This is a genomic window from Actinomadura craniellae (genome assembly GCF_003289645.1).
Classification (GTDB): domain Bacteria; phylum Actinomycetota; class Actinomycetes; order Streptosporangiales; family Streptosporangiaceae; genus Actinomadura_D; species Actinomadura_D craniellae.
In genome coordinates this window covers 23724-45818 of the sequence record NZ_QLYX01000002.1, presented here as the reverse complement: position 1 = coordinate 45818, position 22095 = coordinate 23724, and the positions used below count along the sequence as shown (strand labels likewise).

General features: G+C 76.8%; 5 protein-coding genes. 2 read left to right on the top strand and 3 right to left on the bottom strand.

All coding sequences use genetic code 11. From position 1 onward, the window contains the following. Positions 1–14: 14 nt before the first annotated feature. On the top strand, positions 15–17282 hold the full coding sequence (locus DPM19_RS03795; protein WP_111863408.1) for a non-ribosomal peptide synthetase: 17268 nt from the start codon (positions 15–17) through the stop codon (positions 17280–17282). Between the two features lie 38 nt (positions 17283–17320). Then, positions 17321–17542, top strand: coding sequence for an MbtH family protein (locus DPM19_RS03790; RefSeq protein ID WP_111863882.1), 222 nt, complete (start codon positions 17321–17323; stop codon positions 17540–17542). 82 nt (positions 17543–17624) lie between these two features. On the opposite strand, the gene DPM19_RS03785 is transcribed toward DPM19_RS03790, so the two are convergent. From DPM19_RS03785 to DPM19_RS03775, 3 genes are all read right to left on the bottom strand, one after another. Then, positions 17625–18401: a sulfite exporter TauE/SafE family protein gene (locus tag DPM19_RS03785; protein ID WP_111863407.1), complete on the bottom strand. Its 777-nt coding sequence runs from the start codon at positions 18399–18401 to the stop codon at positions 17625–17627. Between the two features lie 259 nt (positions 18402–18660). Next, a complete protein-coding gene (locus DPM19_RS03780; protein ID WP_111863406.1) occupies positions 18661–20430 on the bottom strand; it encodes an ABC transporter ATP-binding protein in 1770 nt (589 codons plus the stop codon). Next, entirely contained in the window at positions 20427–22073 is a 1647-nt protein-coding gene (locus DPM19_RS03775) for an ABC transporter ATP-binding protein (RefSeq protein WP_233509840.1), read from the bottom strand. Before DPM19_RS03775 ends, DPM19_RS03780 begins: the two co-directional genes overlap by 4 nt. Between the last annotated feature and the right edge of the window lie 22 nt (positions 22074–22095).

The window sequence follows — 22095 nt, the reverse complement described above, 5'->3', positions numbered from 1 at the left end:
GGGGAGTCGGGGAAATGACGCTGTCATCGGTGTCCGGTCATTCCGGTGATGTTGGGAACGCGGCCGGGCGGGAACGCCTCGGGCACTGGCGCGAGACGCTCGCGTCACCGCCCGGTGCAACGGCGCTCCCGGCCGACCGCTCGCATGCGGCCGCGTCGTCGGCCGGCCTCGGGCGGCGCGGCCCGAGGCCGGCCGGCGGCCGGTTCACCGCGGCGGCGGGCCCGGCGGTGCTCGCCGCGCTGCTGCACCGCTGGGGCGGTGGCGGCGACCTGGTGATCGGGTTCGCCGAGGGGTCGCACGACCCGCTGCCGCTCCGGCTCCAGGTGAGCGGCGACCTGCCCTTCGCGGCCCTGGTCGAGCGGGCCGAGGCGGCTCTGGCCGCCGCCCGGGACCACCGGGTCCCGCTCGCCGAGATCGTCGCGGAGTTGCGGCCCGAACCGTTCCGCGGCGGTTCGGTGCTGTTCAACACCGCCCTCGCGGTGGACGGGGCGCCCGTCCCCGAGGGGGTCGACCTGGCGCTGGAGGTGACCACCGCCGGCGTCACGCTGGCCTACCGGACCGATCTCTTCGACACCGCCACCGCCGACCGGCTGCTCGGGCAGTTGGAGACCCTGCTGGCCGACGTCCAGGCCCACCCCGACCGGCCGGTGGGCGACCTGGCGGTGCTGCCGGAGGCCGAGCTGCGCCAGGTGCTGGTGGAGTGGAACGCCACCGCCTCCGGCCGGCCCGCGGCGACGCTGCCGGAGCTGTTCGCGGTCCAGGTCCGGCGCCGTCCCGACGCCGTCGCGCTGGTCTTCGAGGACACCGAGCTGACCTACGCCGAGCTCGACGCCCGGGCCAACCGGCTGGCGCACGTGCTGGCCGGCCTGGGCGCGGGACCCGAACAGGTGGTCGCCCTGGCGCTGCCCCGCTCGGCCGAGATGATCATCGCCGAGCTGGCCGTGCTCAAGGCGGGCGCCGCGTACCTGCCCATCGACCCCGACCACCCCGCGGACCGGATCGCCTACATGCTGGCGGACGCGTCCCCGACCTGCCTGGTCACCACCGCCGAGCTGGACGAGCACGTCCCGGCCGCCGAGGGCATGGCCCGGCTGACGATCGGCTCTCCCGATTCCCCGCAGCTCGCGGCGGCGCCCACCACCGCACCCGAGGTCGCGCTGTCGCCGCTCAACGCCGCGTACGTGATCTACACCTCCGGGTCCACCGGGCGCCCCAAGGGCGTGGTGCTGTCCCACACCGGGGTGGCCAAGCTGGTGGCCACCCAGAGCGAGCGGTTCGGGGTCGGCCCCGACAGCCGCGTCCTGCAGTTCGCCTCGCCCAGCTTCGACGTCGCCTTCTGGGACCTGTGCCTGGGGCTGCTGTCGGGCGGCCGGCTGGTGGTCGTGCCCGCCGAGCGGCGGGTGCCCGGGCCGCCGCTGGCCGACTACGCCCGCGAGCACGGCGCCACCTTCATGATCCTGCCGCCGGTGCTGCTGGCGGCCATGCCCGACGACTGTGAGCTGCCGGCCGGCGCCACACTGCTGGCCGGCACCGAACGGGTGTCCCCGGAACTGGTCGCCCGCTGGGCGCACGGCCGCCGCATGTTCAACGCGTACGGCCCGACCGAGGCGACGGTCAACTCCACGCTCGGCCTGTGCGACCCCGCCACCCCGCCCGGCGGCATCGTGCCGATCGGCGGCCCCGACCCCGACACCCGGGCGTACGTGCTCGACGCCCGGCTCCGGCCGGTCCCGCCCGGCGTGCCGGGCGAGCTGTACCTCGGCGGCCCCGGGCTGGCCCGCGGCTACCTCGGCCGCCCCGGGCTCACCGCCGAGCGGTTCGTCGCCGACCCCTACGGCCCGCCCGGCTCCCGCCTCTACCGCACCGGCGACCTCGTCCGCTGGCTCGCCCCGGGCGAGCAGGGCGGCCGGCTGGAGTTCCTGGGCCGGGTGGACGACCAGGTGAAGGTCCGCGGCTTCCGGATCGAGCCGGGCGAGATCGAGTCGGTGCTGGCCGCCCACGACACCGTGGCCCAGGCCGCCGTCGTGGTCCGGGAGGACCGGCCGGGCGACCGCCGGCTGGTGGCCTACGTCGTCCCGGCGACCGGCACGGCCGCCGGGAACGGCAGCGCCGAGCGGGCCCGGGTCGGCGAGTGGAAGGGCCTGCACGAACTGCTGTACACCGCGGCCCGGACCGAGGACTTCACCGAGAACTTCGCGGGCTGGAACAGCACCTACGACGGGCACCCCATCCCGCTGGCCGAGATGCGCGCCTGGCGGGACGCCACCGTGGAACGGATCACCGCGCTGCGGCCCCGCCGGGTGCTGGAGATCGGCGTGGGCAGCGGCCTGATCCTGTCACGGGTCGCGCCCGGCGCCGAGGAGTACTGGGGCCTGGACCTGTCGGAGGAGGCCATCGCGGTCCTGCGGGAGCAGGTGGGCCGGGTGCCGGACCTCGCCGAGCGGGTGAAGCTGCTGGCCCGCCCCGCGCACGACCTGTCCGGCCTGCCCGAGGGCCACTTCGACACGATCGTGATCAACTCCGTCGTGCAGTACTTCCCGGGCGGCGGCTACCTCGTCGACGTGCTGCGCCGCGCCGTGGACCTGCTGGTGCCGGGCGGGCACGTGTTCGTCGGCGACGTGCGCCACCAGGGGCTGCTGCGCTGCCTGCGGGCGGCGGTGGCGGGCCCGGGGCCCGACGCCCGCGCCGAGGTCGAGCGCGCCCTGGCCTGGGAGCCGGAGCTGCTGCTGGACCCGGGCTTCTTCCCCGCCCTCGAACACGTCATCGACGGCGTCGAGTGCACCGACCTGCAGATCCAGCGCGCCCGCCACCACAACGAGCTGAGCCGGTACCGGTACGACGCCGTGCTGCGCAAGGCGGCCCCCCGCCCGGCCCCGGCCGAGACCGTGCTGCCCTGGACCGGTCCGGACGCGCTGGCCGCGGCGCTCACGGCGGACCGGCCCGCCCGGCTGCGGGTCACCGGAGTGCCCAACGCCCGGCTGACCGCCGACCTGGCCGCACTGCACGCGCTGGACGGCACCCCGGCCGGGGAACCCGGGGTGGACCCGGAGGAACTGCACGCGCTGGGCGCCCGGCTGGGCTACCGGACGGCAGTCACCTGGGCCGCCGGGGCCGCCGACGGTGCGCTGGAGGCGGTGTTCGCCCTGGACGAGCCCGCCCGCCCCTACCGCCCGGCCCGTGACTCGCGGGACCCGCGCGAGCACGCCGGCGTACCGGCCGGTTTCCGCGACGTGGGCGCGCTGACCAAGGCGCTGCGGACGTACGCCGCCGAGCGGTTGCCGGACTACATGGTGCCCGCGGCGTTCGTCCCGCTGCACCGCCTGCCGATGAACACCAGCGGCAAGCTGGACCGGGCCGCCCTGCCGGCGCCCGACTACGCGGCGCTGACCGGCGGGACCAAGCCCCGCGGCGCCCGCGAGGAACTGCTGTGCGCCCTGTACGCGGAGGTCCTGGGCCTGCCGGAGGTGGGCGTCGAGGACGACTTCTTCGCGCTGGGCGGCGACAGCATCGTCGCCATCCAGCTGGTCATCCGGGCCCGCCAGGCGGGCCTGGTGCTCACCCCCCGGCAGATCTTCCAGTACCGCACGGTCGCCGAGCTGGCGCCGCTGGCGGCGGTCGCGGCGGGGACGGCGGCCGAGCCGCCGGAGGCCGGGGTGGGCGAGCTCCCGCTGACGCCCATCCTGCGCTGGCTGGACGAGTGCGGCGGGCCGATCGACGGGTTCAGCCAGTCGATGGCGGTGGCCACCCCGGCCGGAATGACCGGCGAACAGCTCGACCGGGTGGTGCAGGCGGTCCTCGACGCCCACGGGGCGCTGCGCGCCCGGCTGGTCCGCGCCACGGAGGCCGGACCCGGCTCGCTGGTGGTCGAACCGCCCGGCGCGGTGCCCGCCGGGTCCGTGATCCGCCGGGTGCCGGAGGACGCCGACCTCGACGCCGAGACGGAGGCCGCGTACCGGCGGCTCGCCCCCGAGACCGGGGTGATGATCCAGTTCGTCTGGGCCGACGCGGGCGCCGCCCGCCCCGGCCGGCTGCTGATCGTGATCCACCACGCCGTGGTCGACGGCGTCACCTGGCGGATCCTGCTGCCCGACCTGGCCACCGCCTGGACGGCCGTGGCCGAGGACCGGCGGCCGGAACCCCCCGACGGCGGCACGTCGTTCCGCCGCTGGGCGCGGGCGCTGGCCGAGGAGGCCGTCCGCCCCGGCCGGGCGGCGGAACTGGAGCTGTGGACCCGGATGGCGGACGGCCCCGACCCGGCGCTGACCGCCCGCCCGCTCGACCCGGTCGCCGACCTCGCGTCGGTGCGGCGGCTGACCCTGCGGCTGCCGGCCGAGCGCACCGTCCCGCTGCTGACCACGCTGCCCGCGGCGTTCCGCGGCGGCGTCAACGACGTGCTGCTCACCGCGCTGGCGCTGGCCGTCGCCGACTGGCGGACCCGCCGCGGCCTGGGCGACGAGCCGTCGGTGCTGGTCGCGCTGGAAGGGCACGGCCGGGAGGAGCAGGCCGTCGCGGGCACCGACCTGTCGCGCACCCTGGGCTGGTTCACCAGTATCTTCCCCGTCCGCCTGGACCTGGCCGGGATCGACGTCGCCCGGGCGCTGGCCGGGGAGGACGACGCCGGCCGGGCGATCAAGCGCACCAAGGAGCGGCTGCGCGAACTGCCCGACCACGGGCTGGGCTACGGCCTGCTGCGGTACCTCAACCCGGAGACCGCGCCGCGGCTGGCGGAACTGCCCGTCCCGCAGATCAGCTTCAACTACCTGGGCCGGTTCGCCGTCGACGAGACGGCCGGCACGCCCTGGACGGCGCTGCCCGGCACCGGGGTGCTGGCCGGCGGGTTCGACACCGCCATGCCGGTGGCGCCCTACACCCTGGAGATCAACGCCTTCACCGAGGACCGGGCCGACGGCATGGGGCTGGGCGTCACCTGGGCCTGGCCCGCCGACCTGCTGGACGAGGACACCGTGCGCGACCTGGCCGAGGGCTGGTTCGCCGCGCTGGCCGCGCTGACCGACCACGCCGCCCGCCCGGGCGCCGGCGGGCTCACCCCCTCCGACGTGCCGCTGGCGGGGCTGGACCAGGACGAGCTGGACGACCTGGCCGCGGCCGTGCCCGGCCTGACCGAGGTGCTCCCGCTGGCCCCCCTCCAGGAGGGGCTGGTCTTCCACGCCCTGTTCGACGAGTCCGCCGAGGACGCCTACCTGGTCCAGCAGACGATCGAGCTGAGCGGGCCGGTCGACGCCGCGGCGCTGCGCCGCGCGGTACGGGCCCTGCTGGAGCGGCACGCCCCGCTGCGGGCCGGGTTCCGGCAGCGCGCCGACGGCCGGGCCGTGCAGTTCGTCGCCGACGGCGCCGAACCGTCCTGGCGGGAGGCGGACCTGTCACACCTGGCCGACCCGGAGCCCGGGCTGCGCGCCGAGGCCGCGGCCGAGCGGGCCGAGCGGTTCGACCTGGGCCGGCCGCCGCTGCTGCGCTGCGCGCTGCTGCGGCTCGGGCCGGAGCGGCACCGGCTGCTGCTCACCCACCACCACATCATCGCCGACGGCTGGTCGGTGGCGATCATCCTGCGGGACCTGATGGCGCTGTACGCGCCGGGCGGCGAGCCGCCCCGGATGCCGCCGGTCACCCCCTACCGCGACTACCTGACCCACCTGGCCGGGCTCGACCGGACCGCGGCGCACCGCGCCTGGCGGGACGCGTTGCACGGGCTGGACGGGCCGACCCGGCTGGTGCCCGAACTCGAACCCGGGCGGGTGCCGTCCCGGTTCGAGCGCCTGCGCGTCGACCTGCCGGGCGGCGCCGGCACCGCCCTCACGGCCCGGGCCCGGGAGCGCGGCCTGACCCTGAGCGGCGTGCTGCACGGGGCCTGGGGCGTGCTGCTCGGCCGCCTCACCGGCCGCCGGGACGTGGTGTTCGGGAGCACGGTCTCCGGCCGCGAGGCCGAGGTCACGGGCATCGAGTCGATGGCGGGCCTGTTCATCAACACGCTGCCGATCCGGCTGCGGTGGAGCCCGGGCGACGCCCTGGGCGCGGTGCTGGACCGGGTCCAGGAGGAACAGACACGGCTGCTCGACCACCAGTACGTCGGGCTGCCGGAGGTGCAGCGGCTGGCCGGGCTCGGCGAGCTGTTCGACACCCTGGTGGTCGTCGAGAACTACCCCGCGCAGGGCACGCCGCGCGACCCCGGCGGCACCGTCGAGATCACCGGCTTCGAGGTCGTGGACGCCTCGCACTACCCGCTCGCCCTGGTCGTCCTGCCCGGCGCCGGGGGACGGCTGGAGCTGCGGCTGGAGTACGACGCCGACCGGCTTGACCCCGGCACCGTGCACCACGTCGCCGAGGGGCTGTCCGCCGTGCTGGCCGCGATCACCGCCGACCCCGCCCGCCCGGTGGCCCGCACCGAAGTGCTGACCGGGTCCGGGCTCGACCGGGTCCGGGCCGCCCTCACCGGCCCCGCCCGCCCGGTGCCCGACACCACGCTGGCCGCCGCCGTCGCCGACCGCGCGGCCCGCACCCCGGACGCGGTCGCGGTGGTCTGCGGTGACGCGGAGCTGACCTACGCCGGGCTCGACCGCCGCGCCGCGGAACTGGCCGGCCGGCTGGCCGCCCGGGGCGCCGGCCCCGAGGAGGTCGTCGCCGTCGCCGTCCCGCGCTCGGCGGAGCTCGTCGTGGCCCTGCTGGGCGTGCTGCGGGCGGGCGCCGCCTACCTGCCGCTCGACGTCGACCTGCCGGCCGACCGGCTGGCGTACATGATCGCCGATTCCGGTGCCCGCCTCCTGGTCACCGTCCCCGGCGTCACCCTGCCCGCGGTGCCGGTCGACGTCATGACGGTCGACGGCGGGCCCGGTGAGCCGGCCGCGGAGCCGGTGCCGGCCCGGCCCGACCACCCGGCGTACCTGATCTACACCTCCGGGTCCACCGGCCGGCCCAAGGGCGTGCCGGTCTCCCACCGGGCGATCGTCAACCAGCTCGCCTGGACCCAGGACCGCATGCCGCTGGACACCCCCGACCGGATGCTGCCGCTGGCCTCCCCGGGCTTCGACACCTCCGTCTGGGAGATCTTCTGGCCGCTGTACGCCGGCGCCGGGATGGTGCTGCCCGAGCCCGGCGGCCACCGCGACCCGGCATACCTCGCCGGGCTGATCCGCGACCGGCGGGTCAGCGCCATCACCTTCGTCCCCTCGATGATCGAGGCGTTCCTGTCCACCGACGAGGTCACCGCCGACCCCGGCTGGGCGGCGAGCCTGCGCTGGGCCTCCAGCGGCGGCGAGGCGCTCACCGGCGACCTGGCCGACCGCTGGCTGGCGCTGACCGGCGTGCCGATGGACAACTTCTACGGGCCCACCGAGGCGGCCGTCCAGGTCACCTACTGGCCCGGCGCCGGCGGGCGGGAACCGGCGCTGGGCGCCCCGGTCTGGAACACCGCGCTGCGCGTCCTGGACGGCTGCCTGCGGCCGGTGCCACCGGGCGTCCCCGGTGAGCTCTACCTCGCCGGCGCCCAGCTCGCCCGCGGCTACCACGGCCGCGCCGGGCTGACCGCCGAGCGCTTCGTGGCCGACCCCTTCGGCCCGCCCGGCACCCGGATGTACCGCACCGGCGACCTGGTCAGGCTGACCGCCGCGGGCGACCTGGAGTACCTGGGACGCACCGACCACCAGATCAAGATCCGCGGCAACCGGGTCGAGCCCGGCGAGGTCGAGGCCGCCCTGCTCCGCGAGCCGGGCGTGGCCCGGGCCGCGGTGATCGCACGCCAGGACGGGCCCGGAGCGGCCCGGCTCGTCGGCTACGTCGTCCCGGCCCCCGGCGCGACCCCGGACCCCGGGGCGTTGCGCGCCGCGCTGGCCGCGACCCTGCCCGAACCCATGGTGCCCGCCGCGATCGTCCCGCTGGCGGAGTTGCCGCTGACCCCCAGCGGCAAGCTCGACCGCGCCGCCCTGCCCGCCCCGGCCGCGGAGCGCGCCCCGCGCGACGACCGGGCGCGCGCTCCCCGCGACGACCGGGAACGCGCGCTCTGCGAGATCTTCGCCGAGGTGCTCGGACTGCCCGAGGCGGGCGTCGACGAGGACTTCTTCGTGCTCGGCGGCGACAGCATCCTGTCCATCGCGGTCGCCGGCAAGGCCCGCCGCCGCGGGTACGCGATCAGTCCCCGTGACGTGTTCCGGCACCGCACCCCCGCGGCGCTGGCCGCCGCCACCGGCCCCGAGGAGGCCGTCGCGGCCCCGGCGCCCGACCCCGACGGCATCGGCGAGGTGCCCCTGCTGCCGGTGGTGCACTGGCTGCGCGAGCTGGGCGGCGAGATCGGCCGGTACACCCTGCCGAACCTGCTGCGCGTCCCCGCGGGCGCGGACGAGGCGGCGCTGGCCGCCGTGCTCCAGGCCGTGCTCGACCGGCACGACGGGCTGCGGCTGAAACTCACCCGGATCGGCGGCCTGCTCTGGTCGCTGGAGACCCGGCCCGCCGGCAGCGTCCGGGCCGCCGACCTGCTGCGGCGCGCGGACGCCACCGGCCTGGACGACGCCGCCCTGCACGCGCTCGTCGCCGCCGAGTTCGACGCCGCCGCGGACCGGCTCGACCCCGACGCCGGAACCATGGTCCAGGCGGTCTGGCTGGACCGGGGCGACCGGCCCGGCCGGCTGATCCTGGCCGTGCACCACCTGGTGGTGGACGGGGTGTCCTGGCGCATCCTCCTCGGCGACCTGGCCGCCGCCTGGCCGGCGGTCGCCGCCGGGCGCGTCCCGGAACTGGACCCCGTCGGCACCTCGCTGCGCGGCTTCGCCCGGGCGATGGTCGAGCAGGCGCAGAGCCCGGCCCGGCTCGCCGAACTGGAACACTGGGCGCGCACCCTCGCCCCCGGCGCCGACCTGATCCCGGGCCTGGTCCCGGGCCGGCCCCCGGCGGCCGGTGGCCCGGCCCGGCGGCACGAGGTCCGGCTGGACGCCGCCGCCACGCTGCCGTTGCTGACCGAGGTGCCCGCCGCGGTGCGGGGCGACGTCACGGACGTGCTGCTGGCCGCGTTCCGGCTGGCCGTCACCCGGCGCCCGGGGGAGCCCGGCGACCTGCTCGTCGACGTGGAGCGGCACGGCCGCGAGGACGTCGCCGACGGGCTCGACCTGGCGCGCACCATCGGTTGGTTCACCAGCGTGCAGCCGGTCCGGCTGGAGTCGCGGCCGGACGCGCCCGGCACCCTCAAGCACGTCAAGGAACGGCTCCGCGAGGTGCCCGACGGCGGAATCGGCCACGGGATGCTGCGCCACCTCAACGCGCAGACCGCCCCGCTGCTGGCCGGGGCGGCCCGGGCGCAGGTCCTGTTCCACTACTACGGGCGGTTCCCCGCCGCCCGCGAGGACGACTGGACCCCCGCCCCCGAGTCCGACGCGCTCGCCCTCCCCGGCGACGCCGGGCTGGGCCTGGCCCACGCCCTGCAGATCGACGCGGTCTGCGAGGACACCCCGCAGGGCCCCCGGCTGCGCGCCACCTGGACCTGGCCCGAGGGCGCCCTCGCCGCAGGCGACGTCCGGGAACTGGCCGAGGGCTGGCTCGCGGCGCTGCGCGAACTGGCGGCGGGCGCCGGCGGGGCCGGCGGGCTCACCCCCTCCGACCTCACCGCGCTCGACCTCTCCCAGGACGAGATCGACACGGTCGAGCGGGTGTGCCCCGGCCCCCTCGCCGACATCTGGCCGCTGTCCCCGCTCCAGGAGGGCCTGTACTTCCACGCCGGGTACGACCAGACCGCCCTGGACGTCTACACCGCACAGGACGTCTTCGACTTCGAGCGCCGCGTCGACGCCGACCGGCTGCGCGCCGCGCTGACCGCCCTGCTGGCCCGCAACCCCGGCCTGCGCGCCGGGTTCACCGGCGACGGCCTCTCCCGCCCGGTGCAGTTCGTCGCCGCCGCACCCGAGACGCCGCTGACCGAGATCGACCTGTCCGGGCTGGGCGAGGCCGAGCGCGCGGCCCGCGTCACGGAACTGCTGGCGGCCGACCGGCGGCGCCGGTTCGACCTGGCCGCCCCGCCGCTGTTCCGGCTGATGCTGCTGCGGCTGGGCGACGGGCGCGACCGCCTGGTGCTCAGCCACCACCTGATCCTGTGGGACGGGTGGTCGGCGGCGCTGTTCCTGGAGCAGCTGTTCACCCTGTACGAGCGCGCCGGCGACGACCGGGGCCTGCCCCGGCCCGGCTCCTACGGCGACTACCTGACCTGGCTGTCCCGCCAGGACGCCGGCGCCGCCGCGGGCGCGTGGCGGGACGCGCTGGCCGGCCTGGCCGAGCCGACCCTGGCGGGCCCCGCCGGCCGGGACCCCGAGCCGGCCATCCCCGAGCAGCGCCGGATCGAACTGCCCGCCGGGCTCGCCGACCGGCTGCGGACCGGGCTCCGGCGGCACGGCCTGACCCCCAACGCCGCGTTCAGTGCCGCCTGGGGGCTGGTGCTCGCCGGCCTGACCGGCCGCGACGACGTGGTGTTCGGCACCACCGTGGCGGGCCGTCCTCCGGAGATCCCGGATGTCGAGAACACCATCGGGCTGTTCCTGAACACCGTCCCGGCCCGGATCACCCTCGACCCCCGCGAACCGGTGCTGGACCTGCTGCGGCGGGTGCAGGCCGAGCGGGCGGCGATGATGCCGCACGAGTACCTGGGGCTGGGCGAGATCCAGCGCGCCGCCGGGCACGACCTGCTGTTCGACACCCTGTACGTGTTGCAGAACTTCCACGACGAGAACGCCGCCGCCGATCTGCGGGCCCGGCACGGCATCGTCGGGTCGGGCGGCGTCGACGCCACCCACTACCCGCTCACCCTGGTGGTGACCCCGGGGGAGCGGGTGCGGGTGATGCTCATCCACCGCACCGACGTCTTCGACGCCACGGCCGCCGACACCCTCCTCGCCCGCTACGTCACCGCGCTGGAGCGGCTGGCCGGCGGCATGGCGGCCCGGGTGGGCACGCTCGACCTGCTGCCCGCGGCAGAGCGCGCGCTGCTCGCCGCCGAGTGGGGGTCCACCGCCCGCCCGGCCGGAACGGAGACCATCGCCGAGCTGCTGGCCGAGCAGGCCGCCCGCACCCCGGCCGAGGTGGCCCTGGTCTGCGGCGACGAGCGGCTGACCTACGCGGAGCTGGACGCCCGGATCAACCGGTTCGCCCGGCTGCTGCTCGCCCGCGGGGCCGGCCCGGAGCGGGTGGTGGCGCTGGCGCTGCCGCGCTCGACCGACATGGTCGTCGCGCTGTTCGCGGTGTTGCGCACCGGCGCCGCGTACCTGCCGCTGGACCTCGACCACCCCGCCGAACGGCTGCGCCTGATGATCGAGGACACCGCTCCCGGCTGCGTCCTCACCACCACCGCCGTGGCGGCCCGGCTGGGCCTGCCCGGTGCCGGCGGCCCGGCGACGCTGCCCCTGGACGACCCCGCGGTGGCGGCCGAACTGGGCGGGTTGCCCGGCACCGACCTCACCGCGGCCGAGCGGGCGGAGTTCGCCCCCGGCCGGCCCGGCCGGCTGGAACACCCGGCGTACGTGATCTACACCTCCGGCTCGACCGGCCGTCCCAAGGGCGTCGTCACCCCGTACCGGGGGCTGACGAACATGCAGCTCAACCACCGGGAGGCGATCTTCGAGCCGGCGATTGCCGCGGCCGGGGGACGCCGGCTGCGCATCGCGCACACCGTCTCCTTCGCCTTCGACATGTCCTGGGAGGAACTGCTCTGGCTCGTCGAGGGCCACGAGGTGCACGTCTGCGACGAGGAACTGCGCCGCGACGCCGAGGCGCTGGTGGCCTACTGCGACCGGCACCGCGTCGACGTCGTCAACGTCACCCCCACCTACGCCCACCACCTGATCGAGGAGGGCCTGCTGGCGGACGGCCCGGGCCGGCACCGCCCGGTGCTGGTCCTGCTCGGCGGCGAGGCCGTCTCCGAGACGGTGTGGGCCCGGCTGCGCGACACCGAGGGGACGTTCGGCTACAACCTCTACGGGCCGACCGAGTACACCATCAACACCCTCGGCGCCGGCACCGGCGACAGCGCCACCCCCACGGTGGGGCGCGCGATCTGGAACACCCGCGGCTACGTGCTCGACTCCGCGCTGCGCCCGGTGCCGCCCGGCGCCCCCGGCGAGCTGTACATCGCGGGCGTCGGCCTGGCCCGCGGCTACCACGAGCGGCCCGGCCTGACCGCCGAGCGGTTCGTCGCCGACCCGCACGGCGCGCCCGGCGCCCGGATGTACCGCACCGGCGACCTGGTCCGCCGGCGGCCCGACGGGAACCTGGACTTCCTGGGCCGCACCGACGACCAGGTCAAGATCCGCGGCTACCGGGTCGAGCTGGGCGAGATCGAGGCGGTGCTTGACGAGCACCCCGCGGTGGCGCACGCCGCCGTGGTCGCCGACACCGCCGGCCCGGGCGGGGTCACCCGCCTGATCGGCTACGTCGTCCCGGCCGGTGGCGCCGAGCTCGCCGGCACCGCGCTGCGCGACCACCTCAAGGCCCGGCTGCCCGGCTACATGGTGCCCGCCGCGCTGGTGCCGGTGGATCGGCTGCCGCTGACCGTCAACGGCAAGCTCGACGTGCGGGCGCTGCCCGCCCCCGACGTCGCAGCGGCCCCGGTGAGCCGCCCGCCGGCCACCCCGGCCGAAGAGACGCTGTGCGCGCTGTTCGCCGAGGTCCTCGGGCTGGAGCGGGTCGGCGCCGAGGACTCCTTCTTCGACCTGGGCGGCCACTCGCTGCTGGCCACCCGGCTGGTCAGCCGGGCGCGCGCGGCGCTGCCCGCCGAACTGGCCATCCGCGACCTGTTCGAGGCGCCCACCCCCGCCGAACTGGCGGTGCGCGCGGCCGAGCGGACCGCCCCCGCCCGGCCCGCCCTGGTGCCCGCCGAACGCCCGGCCGAGCTGCCGCTGTCGTACGCCCAGCGCCGGCTGTGGGTGATCCAGCAGCTCGAAGGGGCCTCGGCGGCCTACAACTTCCCGCTGACGTTCCGGTTGCGCGGCGAGCTCGACGTGGCCGCGCTGCGGGCCGCGCTCGCCGACGTCGCGGGCCGGCACGAGGCGCTGCGCACGGTGTTCGGTGAGCGCGACGGGCACCCCTACCAGCGCGTCCTGGACTTTGCCGACCCGGTCGTGGACGTCCTCGACCACGCCCCCGGCCTGGTCGAGGAACTGGTGGAGCGCCCCTTCGACCTGACGGCTGAGGTCCCGCTGCGGGCCACCGTGCTCCGGGTCGCCATCGACGAGCACGTGCTCGTCGTGCTGCTGCACCACATCACCACCGACGAGTGGTCCGACGGGCCCTTCCTGCACGACCTGGCCGCCGCCTACACGGCCCGGCGCGCCGGCCGGGCCCCCGCATGGGAGCCGCTGCCGGTCCAGTACGCCGACTACGCCCTCTGGCAGCGCGACCTGCTCGGCGCGGACCCGGCGGGCGGCTGGCTGCCCGACGGCCTGGGCGCCCGGCAGCTCTCCTACTGGCGGGACGCGCTGGCCGGCGCCCCCGAACAGCTGGAACTGCCCGGGGGCCGCACCCCGGCCGCCCGCCCCGGCACGGCCGGCGGCGAGTTGGAGATCGAGCTCGACCCGGCCGCCTGCCGGGGGCTGCGCGAGCTGGGCCGCCGGACCGGCGCGAGCATGTTCATGGTGCTTCAGGCCGCGGTCGCCGCCCTGCTGTACCGGCTGGGCGCCGGCACCGACATCCCGCTGGGCGCCCCCGTGGCGGGCCGTACCGACGAGGCCCTGGACGAGCTGGTCGGGTTCTTCGTCAACACGCTGGTGCTGCGCGCCGACGTGTCGGGCGCCCCGACCTTCGCCGAACTGGTCGAGCGGGTCCGCGAGACGGACCTGGCCGCCTTCTCCCACCAGGACGTGCCGTTCGAGGCCGTGGTGGAGGAGCTGAACCCGGTCCGCTCGCCCGGCCGCAACCCGCTCTTCCAGGTGATGGTCGGCTACCGCAACCGGCCCGCCGGCGGGTTCGCCCTGCCGGGGCTGACCGTGACCGACGAGCCGGTCGAGATCCGGACCGCCAAGTTCGACCTGGTCTTCAGCTTCGCCGAGCGCGATGACAGCGGACGGGTCGGCTGCGTGATCGAGTACCGCCACGACGTGTTCGACCGCGCGGCGGCCGAGGACGTCGCCGCCCGCCTGAACCGGCTGGTCGCCGCCGTCGCGGCCGACCCGGACCGCCCGGTGCGGGAACTCGACCTGCTCGACACCGCCGAGCGGCACCGGGTGCTGGCGGAGTTCAACGCCACCGCCCGGCCGGTGCCGGAACTGCCGCTGCACACGATGTTCGAGCAGCGGGTGCGCGAGCGCCCCGGGGCCGTCGCGGTGGTGGACGGCTCCCGCACCGTCACCTACGCGGAGCTGAACGCCCGGGCCAACCGGATCGCCCGGCTGCTCGCGGGGCGCGGCGTGGCCGCCGAGGACGTGGTCGGCGTGGCGGTGCCGCGCACCGCGGACATGGTCGCCACCGTGCTCGGCGCGCTCAAGCTCGGCGCGGCCTACCTCCCGCTGGACCTCAAGCACCCCGCGGACCGGCTGGCGTACATGCTGGCCGACTCCGGGGCGAGCGTCGTCGTCGCCACTGGGGAGGTGGCCGGCAGCGTTCCCGGCTCCTCCGGCTCCTCGCCGCTGCTGCTGGACGACCCTGCGGTCGCCGCGGAGCTGGCCGGGCTCGCCGACGACGACCCGGGCGTCCCGGTGGACCTCGACCAGGCCGCCTACGTCATCTACACCTCGGGCTCGACCGGCCGCCCCAAGGGCGCGGTGGTCCCGCACGAGGGCATCGCCAGCCTGGTCGCCACCGCGACCGACCGGATGGGCCTCACCCGCGACAGCCACGTGCTCCAGTTCGCCTCGGTGGGCTTCGACGTGGCGGTGTTCGAGCTGTCCATGGCGCTGTGCTGGGGCGGCCGGCTGGTGCTGGCCCCCGAGGAGGTCCGGCTGCCCGGCAAGGAGCTGTGCGACTTCCTGGCCGAGCAGGCGATCACCACCATGATCCTGCCGCCGTCCCTGGTGGGGGCGCTGCCACCGAACTGCGAGCTGCCCGAGGGTGCCACCCTGCTGGTGGGGACCGAGACGGTACCGCCCGACCTGATCGGGCGGTGGGCGGCCCGGCTGCGGCTGTTCGGGGCGTACGGGCTGACCGAGGCCACGGTCAACTCCACCCTCTGGGACGCCGAGCCCGGCTGGACGGGCCCCGTCCCGATCGGCCGCCCCGACCCCAACACCACCGCCTACGTCCTGGACGAGCGGCTGCGCCCGGTCCCGCCGGGCGTCGCCGGCGACCTCTACATCGCCGGGCGCGGGCTGGCCCGCGGCTACCTGGGCCGGCCGGGCCTGACCGCCGAGCGGTTCGTGGCCTGCCCCTTCGGCCCGCCCGGCACCCGCATGTACCGCACCGGTGACCGCGCCCGCTGGCGCCCCGAGGGCATTCTGGACTTCCTGGGCCGCAGCGACGACCAGGTGAAGGTCCGGGGCTACCGGATCGAGCCCGGCGAGATCGAGGCGGCGCTGGTCGGGCACCCGGACGTGACGCAGGCGGCCGTTGTGGTCGACCGGCAGGGCGAGTCGGCCCGGCTGATCGGCTACGTGGTTCCGGCGGGTGCCCCCGGGGCCTCCGCCGACCCGGCACAGGTGCGCGCGCACGTGGCGCGGTTCCTGCCCGACTACATGGTGCCCGCCGCGGTGGTGGTCCTGGACGGGCCGCTGCCGCTGACCCCCAACGGCAAGCTCGACCGCCGCGCGCTGCCCGCTCCCGACTGGTCGGCCGGCGCCGGCGGGGCGCGGCCGGAGACCCCGCTGCAGCATGACCTGGCCGGGCTGTTCGCCGAGATCCTCGACCTGCCCGAGGTGGGGGTGCACGACAACTTCTTCGAACTGGGCGGCCACTCCATGGCGGCGATGCGGCTGCTCGGCCGGATCCGCGCGGACCTCGACGCCGACCCGGCCCTGCGGGACGTCTTCGACGCGCCCACCGTGGCCGGGCTGGCCGCCCTGCTGGAGGGCGCCGGGGGAGCGGCGGCCCGGCCGGCGCTGCGTCCCGTGGCCCGTCCCGGGGTGCTGCCCGCGGCGCCCGTCCAGCGGGCCCAGTGGGCCCGGCCCCGGTCCGCCTGGGACCTGGCGTTCGCGTTCCGCCTGCCCGGTGACCTGGACGTCGCCGCCCTGGCGGCGGCCCTGGCCGACGTCGCCGCCCGGCACGAGCCGCTGCGCACCGTCCTCGCCGAGGAGGCGGGGCGGGTCGTCCAGCGGCCGGCGCCCGCACCGGAACTGGAGCTTCAGGAGTGCGCGGACCTGGACGGGCGGATCGCGGAACTGGCCCGGTCCGCGCCGGACGCGCCGCTGCGGGCCCGGCTGCTCACCGACGGGTCGGGCGCGCGGGCGCTGCTGCTGACGCTGCGGTACGAGGCCGCCGACGAATGGTCCACGGTGCCGCTGGCCCGCGACCTGACCGAGGCGTACCGGGCCCGCCACGCCAGCCGCGCCCCCGACTGGGCGCCGCTGCCCGTCGGCTACGCGGACTACACGGTGTGGGCGCACGACCTGCTCGGCGACCTCGCCGACCGGCAGAGCCCCGGCGGCCGGCAGCTCGGCTACTGGCGCCGGACCCTGCGAGACCTGCCCGCCGAGCTGCCCCTGCCCGCCGACCGGCCGCGCCCGGCCGCACCGGGCGGCCGCGCCGACCTGGTGGAGTTCGAGCTCGACGCCGACCTGCACCGGGCCGCCGACCGGCTCGCCCGGCAGAGCGGGACGAGCCTGTTCATGGTGGTCCATGCCGCTTTCGCCGCGCTGCTCACCCGGTACGGCGCGGGCCCGGACCTGCCGATCGGCGCCCGGACGGCGGGCCGCTCCGAGGAAGCGCTGACCGACCTGGTCGGCTGCTTCTTCAACACCGTCGTGCTGCGCACCGACACCGGGGGCGACCCCTCGTTCGGCGACCTCCTGGGCCGGGTCCGCGAGACCACGCTGGCCGCCCTCGACCGGCAGGACGTCCCGTTCGACGCGGTCGCCGCCGACCTCGACCTGCCCCGGACGTTCCCCCAGGTGATGATCATCCAGCACGAGGCCGCAGGCCTGGCCGACCTCGGCGGCGGCTTCGAGCCCGTGGACACCGGCGCGGTCCGGGCCGACCTCGCGCTGAGCCTCTACGAGCCTCGCGGCGACGACCCGGTGGAGTGCCTGCTGGAGTACGACACCGACCTGTTCGACCCGGCGACCGCCCGCCGGATCACCGGCGACCTGCTGCGCCTGCTGGCCGCCGCCACCGCCGACCCCGCCCGCCCGCTCTCGACCCTGCCGCCCGGCGCGTGACCGGCCGGACCATCCGCAACCCGTTCAAGGAGACGCACGTGACCAACCCGTTCGAGGACGCCGACGGCCGCTACCTGGTGCTCGTCAACGACGAGGGCCAGCACTCGCTGTGGCCGTCCTTCGCCGAGATCCCCGCCGGCTGGACCACGGCCTTCGGCGAGGACACCCGGGACGCCTGCCTGGCCTACGTCGAGGCCAACTGGACCGACCTGCGCCCCAGGAGCCTGGTCGAGAGCATGGAGACCCGCTCCACCGGCTGATCCGGGCCACCTGCCGGTGGCCCGGTCCGCGTGCGGACGGCCCCGTTCCCGGCACGCGGGCAGCCGGGCCCCGGCCGCACGCTCAGCGGAGCATGGCGACGCCGACGGCGAGCCCGAACACCACGACCACCGTGCGGAGCGCGGTCGCGGAGAGCCGCTGGGCCAGCCGCCCGCCGACCACGCCGCCGAGCAGGCAGAGCGGGCCGATGATCGCGACCGAGAGCCAGTGGACGTCCCCGAAGACGACGAACACCAGCAGGGCGACCGTGTTGACCCCCAGGGACAGCAGCGCCTTCACGCCGTTGAGGAACCTGAGCTCGGCGCTCACGCCGAGCATGAGCACGGCGAGCAGGATGAAGCCCAGCCCGCCACCGAAGTAGGCGCCGTAGGCCCCGCCCAGGAACATCGCCGCGGTGAGCGGCGCACCGACCGTCCGGTCCTCGGAGCCGGTACCGTCAGCGGTGTCCGCGGACCGCCGCCGGTTCAGCCGGCGCGTCAGCATCGGCTGGAGACCGAAGATCGCGGTGGCCCCGAGCACCAGGTAGGGCACCACGGCGTCGAACACCTCGGCCGGTGCGGCCAGCAGCAGCACGGTGCCGACCACCCCGCCGAGCAGGGCCGTGACCAGCAGCCGGGCGATCAGCGGCCGCCGTTCGCGCAGCCGTTCCCGGAAGGCCGCCGTCCCGCCCAGGTACCCCGGCCAGACGGCCACCGTGTTGGTGACGTTGGCCGCCACCGGCGGCAACCCGGTCGCCAGCAGCGCGGGGAAGGTCAGCAGGGTGCCGCCGCCGGCGACGGCGTTGCAGACACCGGCCAGGAAGCCCGCTCCGGCGAGCAGGGCGGCGTGCGCGGGGTCCATCACGGTCTCCTGGGGCTGACTGCGTGGCCGCCCGGGGAGTCCGGCGGCCCAGCCGTCGATCGTACGTCCGGTTCGGTGAGCCCGCCGGCACCGGCCCCGGGCCGGCCGCTCGTCCGGGCGGCCGGCCCGGGGCCGGCGGGGACGCACCCCCGCCCACCGCGCGGGCCACCCCTCGCCCCGGGGCGCACCTTGCCCACCGCCTGGGGCGCGGGCTACCCCTCCTCCCGGGACGCACCCCGCCGACCGCCCGGGATGCGGGCTACCCCTCGTCCCGGCGGGTGTCGGACCAGGCCCGCCAGAGGGCGGCGTACCGCCCGTCGGGGCGGGCGGCCAGCTCGTCGTGGGCGCCGCTCTCGACGACCCGGCCGGCGTCCAGCACCACCACGCGGTCGGCGGCGGCGGCCTGGGTGAGGCGGTGCGCCACGATCAGTGCGGTCCGGCCGGCCAGCGCCCGGTCGGCGGCGAGCTCCAGTTCGCGGGCGCCGGCGCTACCGGCCTCCGCGGTGGCCTCGTCGAGCACGGCGACCGGGGGATCGGCGAGCACCAGCCGGGCCAGGGCGAGCTGCTGGGCCTGGGCCACGGTGAGGCGGTGGCCGCCCTCGCCGACCACGGTCCGCGGCCCCTCGGGCAGGGCCCGCACCCAGTCCAGCGCGCCGACCCGGTCGAGCGCGGCCGACAGCTCCTCGTCGGTGGCGTCCGGGCGGGCCAGCCGCAGGTCGTCGGCGAGCGTCCCGGCGAAGACGTGCACCTCCTGGGTGATCAGCGCGGCCGTCCGCCCGTCCCCGGGCTCGACGCCGCCCAGGGAGATCGAGCCGGCGGTCGGCCGGTGGACGCCCGCGATCAGCTTGGCCAGCGTGGTCTTCCCGGCCCCGCTGGCGCCGACCAGCGCGACCCGCTCGCCCGCGGCGATCTCCAGGTCGACGCCGTGCAGCACCGGGTGCCCCGGCCGGTAGGCGTGCCCCACCCCGGCCAGCTTCACCGGCACCCCCGCGGACTCCGGCCGCGCCGGCGCCGCCGCGGGCGCCTCGTGCGCGAGGTCGGTGACGCCGACCAGGCGGGCCAGGCTGACCAGGGCGGACTGGGCGTCGTCCACCAGGCCGAGGGCGAGGTTGAGCGGGGTGAAGAGGCTGTGGAAGTACAGCGCGGCGGCGGTGGCGGTGCCGATGCTGGCGTGGCCGCCGCGGACCAGCAGGAAACCGGTCACCAGCACGGCGGTGAGCCCGATGTACTCGGCGAGGTTGAGCCGGGCGTAGAAGCGGGTCAGCAGCCGGATGCCGCGCAGCGCCAGGTCCACCGCCGACAGCGAGCGCCGGGTCACCCGCGCCACGTGCTCGTCGGCCAGGCCCAGCGCGCGGACCGTGCCCGCCCCGCCCACCGTGTCGAGCAACTGCTGCTGCTGGGCGCCGACCGCGACCCGGTGCGCGGTGTACACCTGCGGTGCGTTCCGCAGGTACCAGCGCACGGTGTTGATCTGGATCGGGGCGGCCAGCAGCGCGGCGAGCATGAACCGCCAGTCCAGCACGGCCAGCCCCACCAGGGTCAGCACGATGGTGAGCGCGGACCGGGCCAGTTCGGGCAGTGCCCGGCGCACCGCCTCGGCGATCACCGACACGTCGTTGGTGACCCGGGAGGACAGGTCGCCGGATCCGGCGGCCTCCACCCGTTCCAGCGGCAGGTGCACGGCACGTTCCACGAAACGCTCGCGCAGCGTCGCCAGCACCCCCTCGCCGAGCCGGGCGATCAGGGACACGCCGGCCGCGCCCGTCATCCCCTGCGCGACGGCGACCGCGACCAGCAGCACCACCGGCGTGGTGATCGCGTCGGGCGGCCGCCCGTCGACCACCAGGTCGACGACGTACCCGAGCAGGGGCGCGATGAGCAGGCCGATCGCGGTGGACGCCACCAGGATCCCGAAGCCGGCCACCAGCAGCCCCCGGTGCGGGCGCAGCAGCTCGCCCACCGTGGCGCGGACCCGTGCCCCGCTCGCCCGGGGCAGCAGCTCGCGTTCCTCCTGCGCGACAGCCGTCACGACAACACCGCCGATCGGTAACCCGCGTGGTCGCGGACCAGGTCGAAATGGGAGCCCTCGGCGACCGCCGCGCCGTCCTCGACGACCACCACCCGGTCGGCGACGGCCAGCAGGGCCGGGCTGGTGGCCACCACGATGGTCGTGCGGCCCCGCCGGGCCTCGCGCAGCCCGGCCGCGATCCGGGCCTCGGTCACCGCGTCGACCGCGGTGGTCGGGTCGTGGACGACCAGGACGGGGGGGTCGGCGGCCAGCGCCCGGGCCAGCGCCACCCGCTGCCGCTGCCCGCCGGACAGCGACCGCCCCCGCTCGGCGACCGGGGTCGCCGTCCCCTCGGGCAGCGCCCGCGCCACCTCGTCGGCGGCCGCCGCCCGCATCGCCGCCGTCACGGCCTCCGGTACGGTCTCGGCCGCCGGTTCGGGACGGCAGGCGGTGACGTTGTCGAGCAGGGTGCCCTCGAACAGTTCGGCGTCGTGCCCGGCCACCAGGACGGCGGCGCGCACGTCGGCCGGATCCAGGTCGCGCAGCGATACCCCGTCCAGCTCCACTTCGCCCGCGGCGGGGTCCAGGTCGCGGCCCAGGCAGGCGAGCAGGGCGGTGGCGGCGGCGGGGTCGCGGGCCACCACGCCCAGCATCTCGCCCGGGGCGGTCTCCAGGTCCAGGTTGCGCAGCGCGGCGTGCGAGACGCCGGCGAGCCGGATCCGGCCGCGGACGGGCTCCGGCGGTGCGGCGGTGCCGGAGGGCACGGCCGGCGGGGCGGCCAGCAACTCGGCGATCCGGCCGGCGGACGCGCGCGCCTGGGCCAGCTCGCCGTTCACCCACGACAGGATCGACAGCGGGGTGAGCAGGAACTGCGCCAGCCCGACGGCCGCCACGAGCTCCCCGACGCTGATCTCGTCGGCGGCGGCCAGCCGCCCGCCGACCAGCGCGACCGCCGCGATGAACACGCCGGTCAGGGTGACCATGGCGCCGCCGAGCCAGGCCTGGGCGCCGGCGGCTCGCCGGGTGGCCGCCAGCGAGTCCTGGCTGGTCCGCCGGTAGCGGTCGACCGCCGCGCGTTCCGCGCCGATTCCCTTGAGCACCCGCAGCCCGGTGACCAGGTCGGCCGCCACCCCGGAGGCGTGCGCCGCGCGCTCCTGCTCGTCCTCGCTGCGCCGTTCGAGCGGCCGGCCCAGCCGGTGGGCCAGCCAGAGCACCGGCGGCAGGCCGAGGAAGACCAGCAGCCCGAGCGGCACCGAGACCCGCAGCAGCATGGTGGCGCCGACCAGCAGGCCGGCGATCGCGGAGAACCCGGCGGGCAGCACCAGGTTCACCGCGCCGACCCGGCGGGCGTCGCCGGTGGCGATGTTGGCCAGGGCGCCTGGCAGCCGGCCCTGCTCGGCCCCGCCGCGGGCGTCCAGCACCCGCTCGGTGATCTGTAGCCGGAGGGCGTGCTCGGCGCGTTCGGCGCCCCTCTCCTGGAACCGGGCGCCGAACCGGAAGCTGTAGGACAGCCCGGCGAAGACCAGCCCGAGGACCACCAGCCAGCGCACCAGCGCGCCGGTGTCGCCTCCGGTCACCGCCTGGTCGATCACCACGCCGATCACCACGGGGACCAGGGCCTCGCCGGCCTGGTGGCCGGTGGCCAGCAGCGTGCTCAGGGTCACGTCTCGGCCCCGGCTCCTGATC

Bases quoted from the DNA above. Each gene is read 5' to 3' on its own strand.
- DPM19_RS03785 (WP_111863407.1), bottom strand. From the start codon at position 18,401: ATGGACCCCGCGCACGCCGCCCTGCTCGCCGGAGCGGGCTTCCTGGCC.
- DPM19_RS03795 (WP_111863408.1), top strand. From the start codon at position 15: ATGACGCTGTCATCGGTGTCCGGTCATTCCGGTGATGTTGGGAACGCG.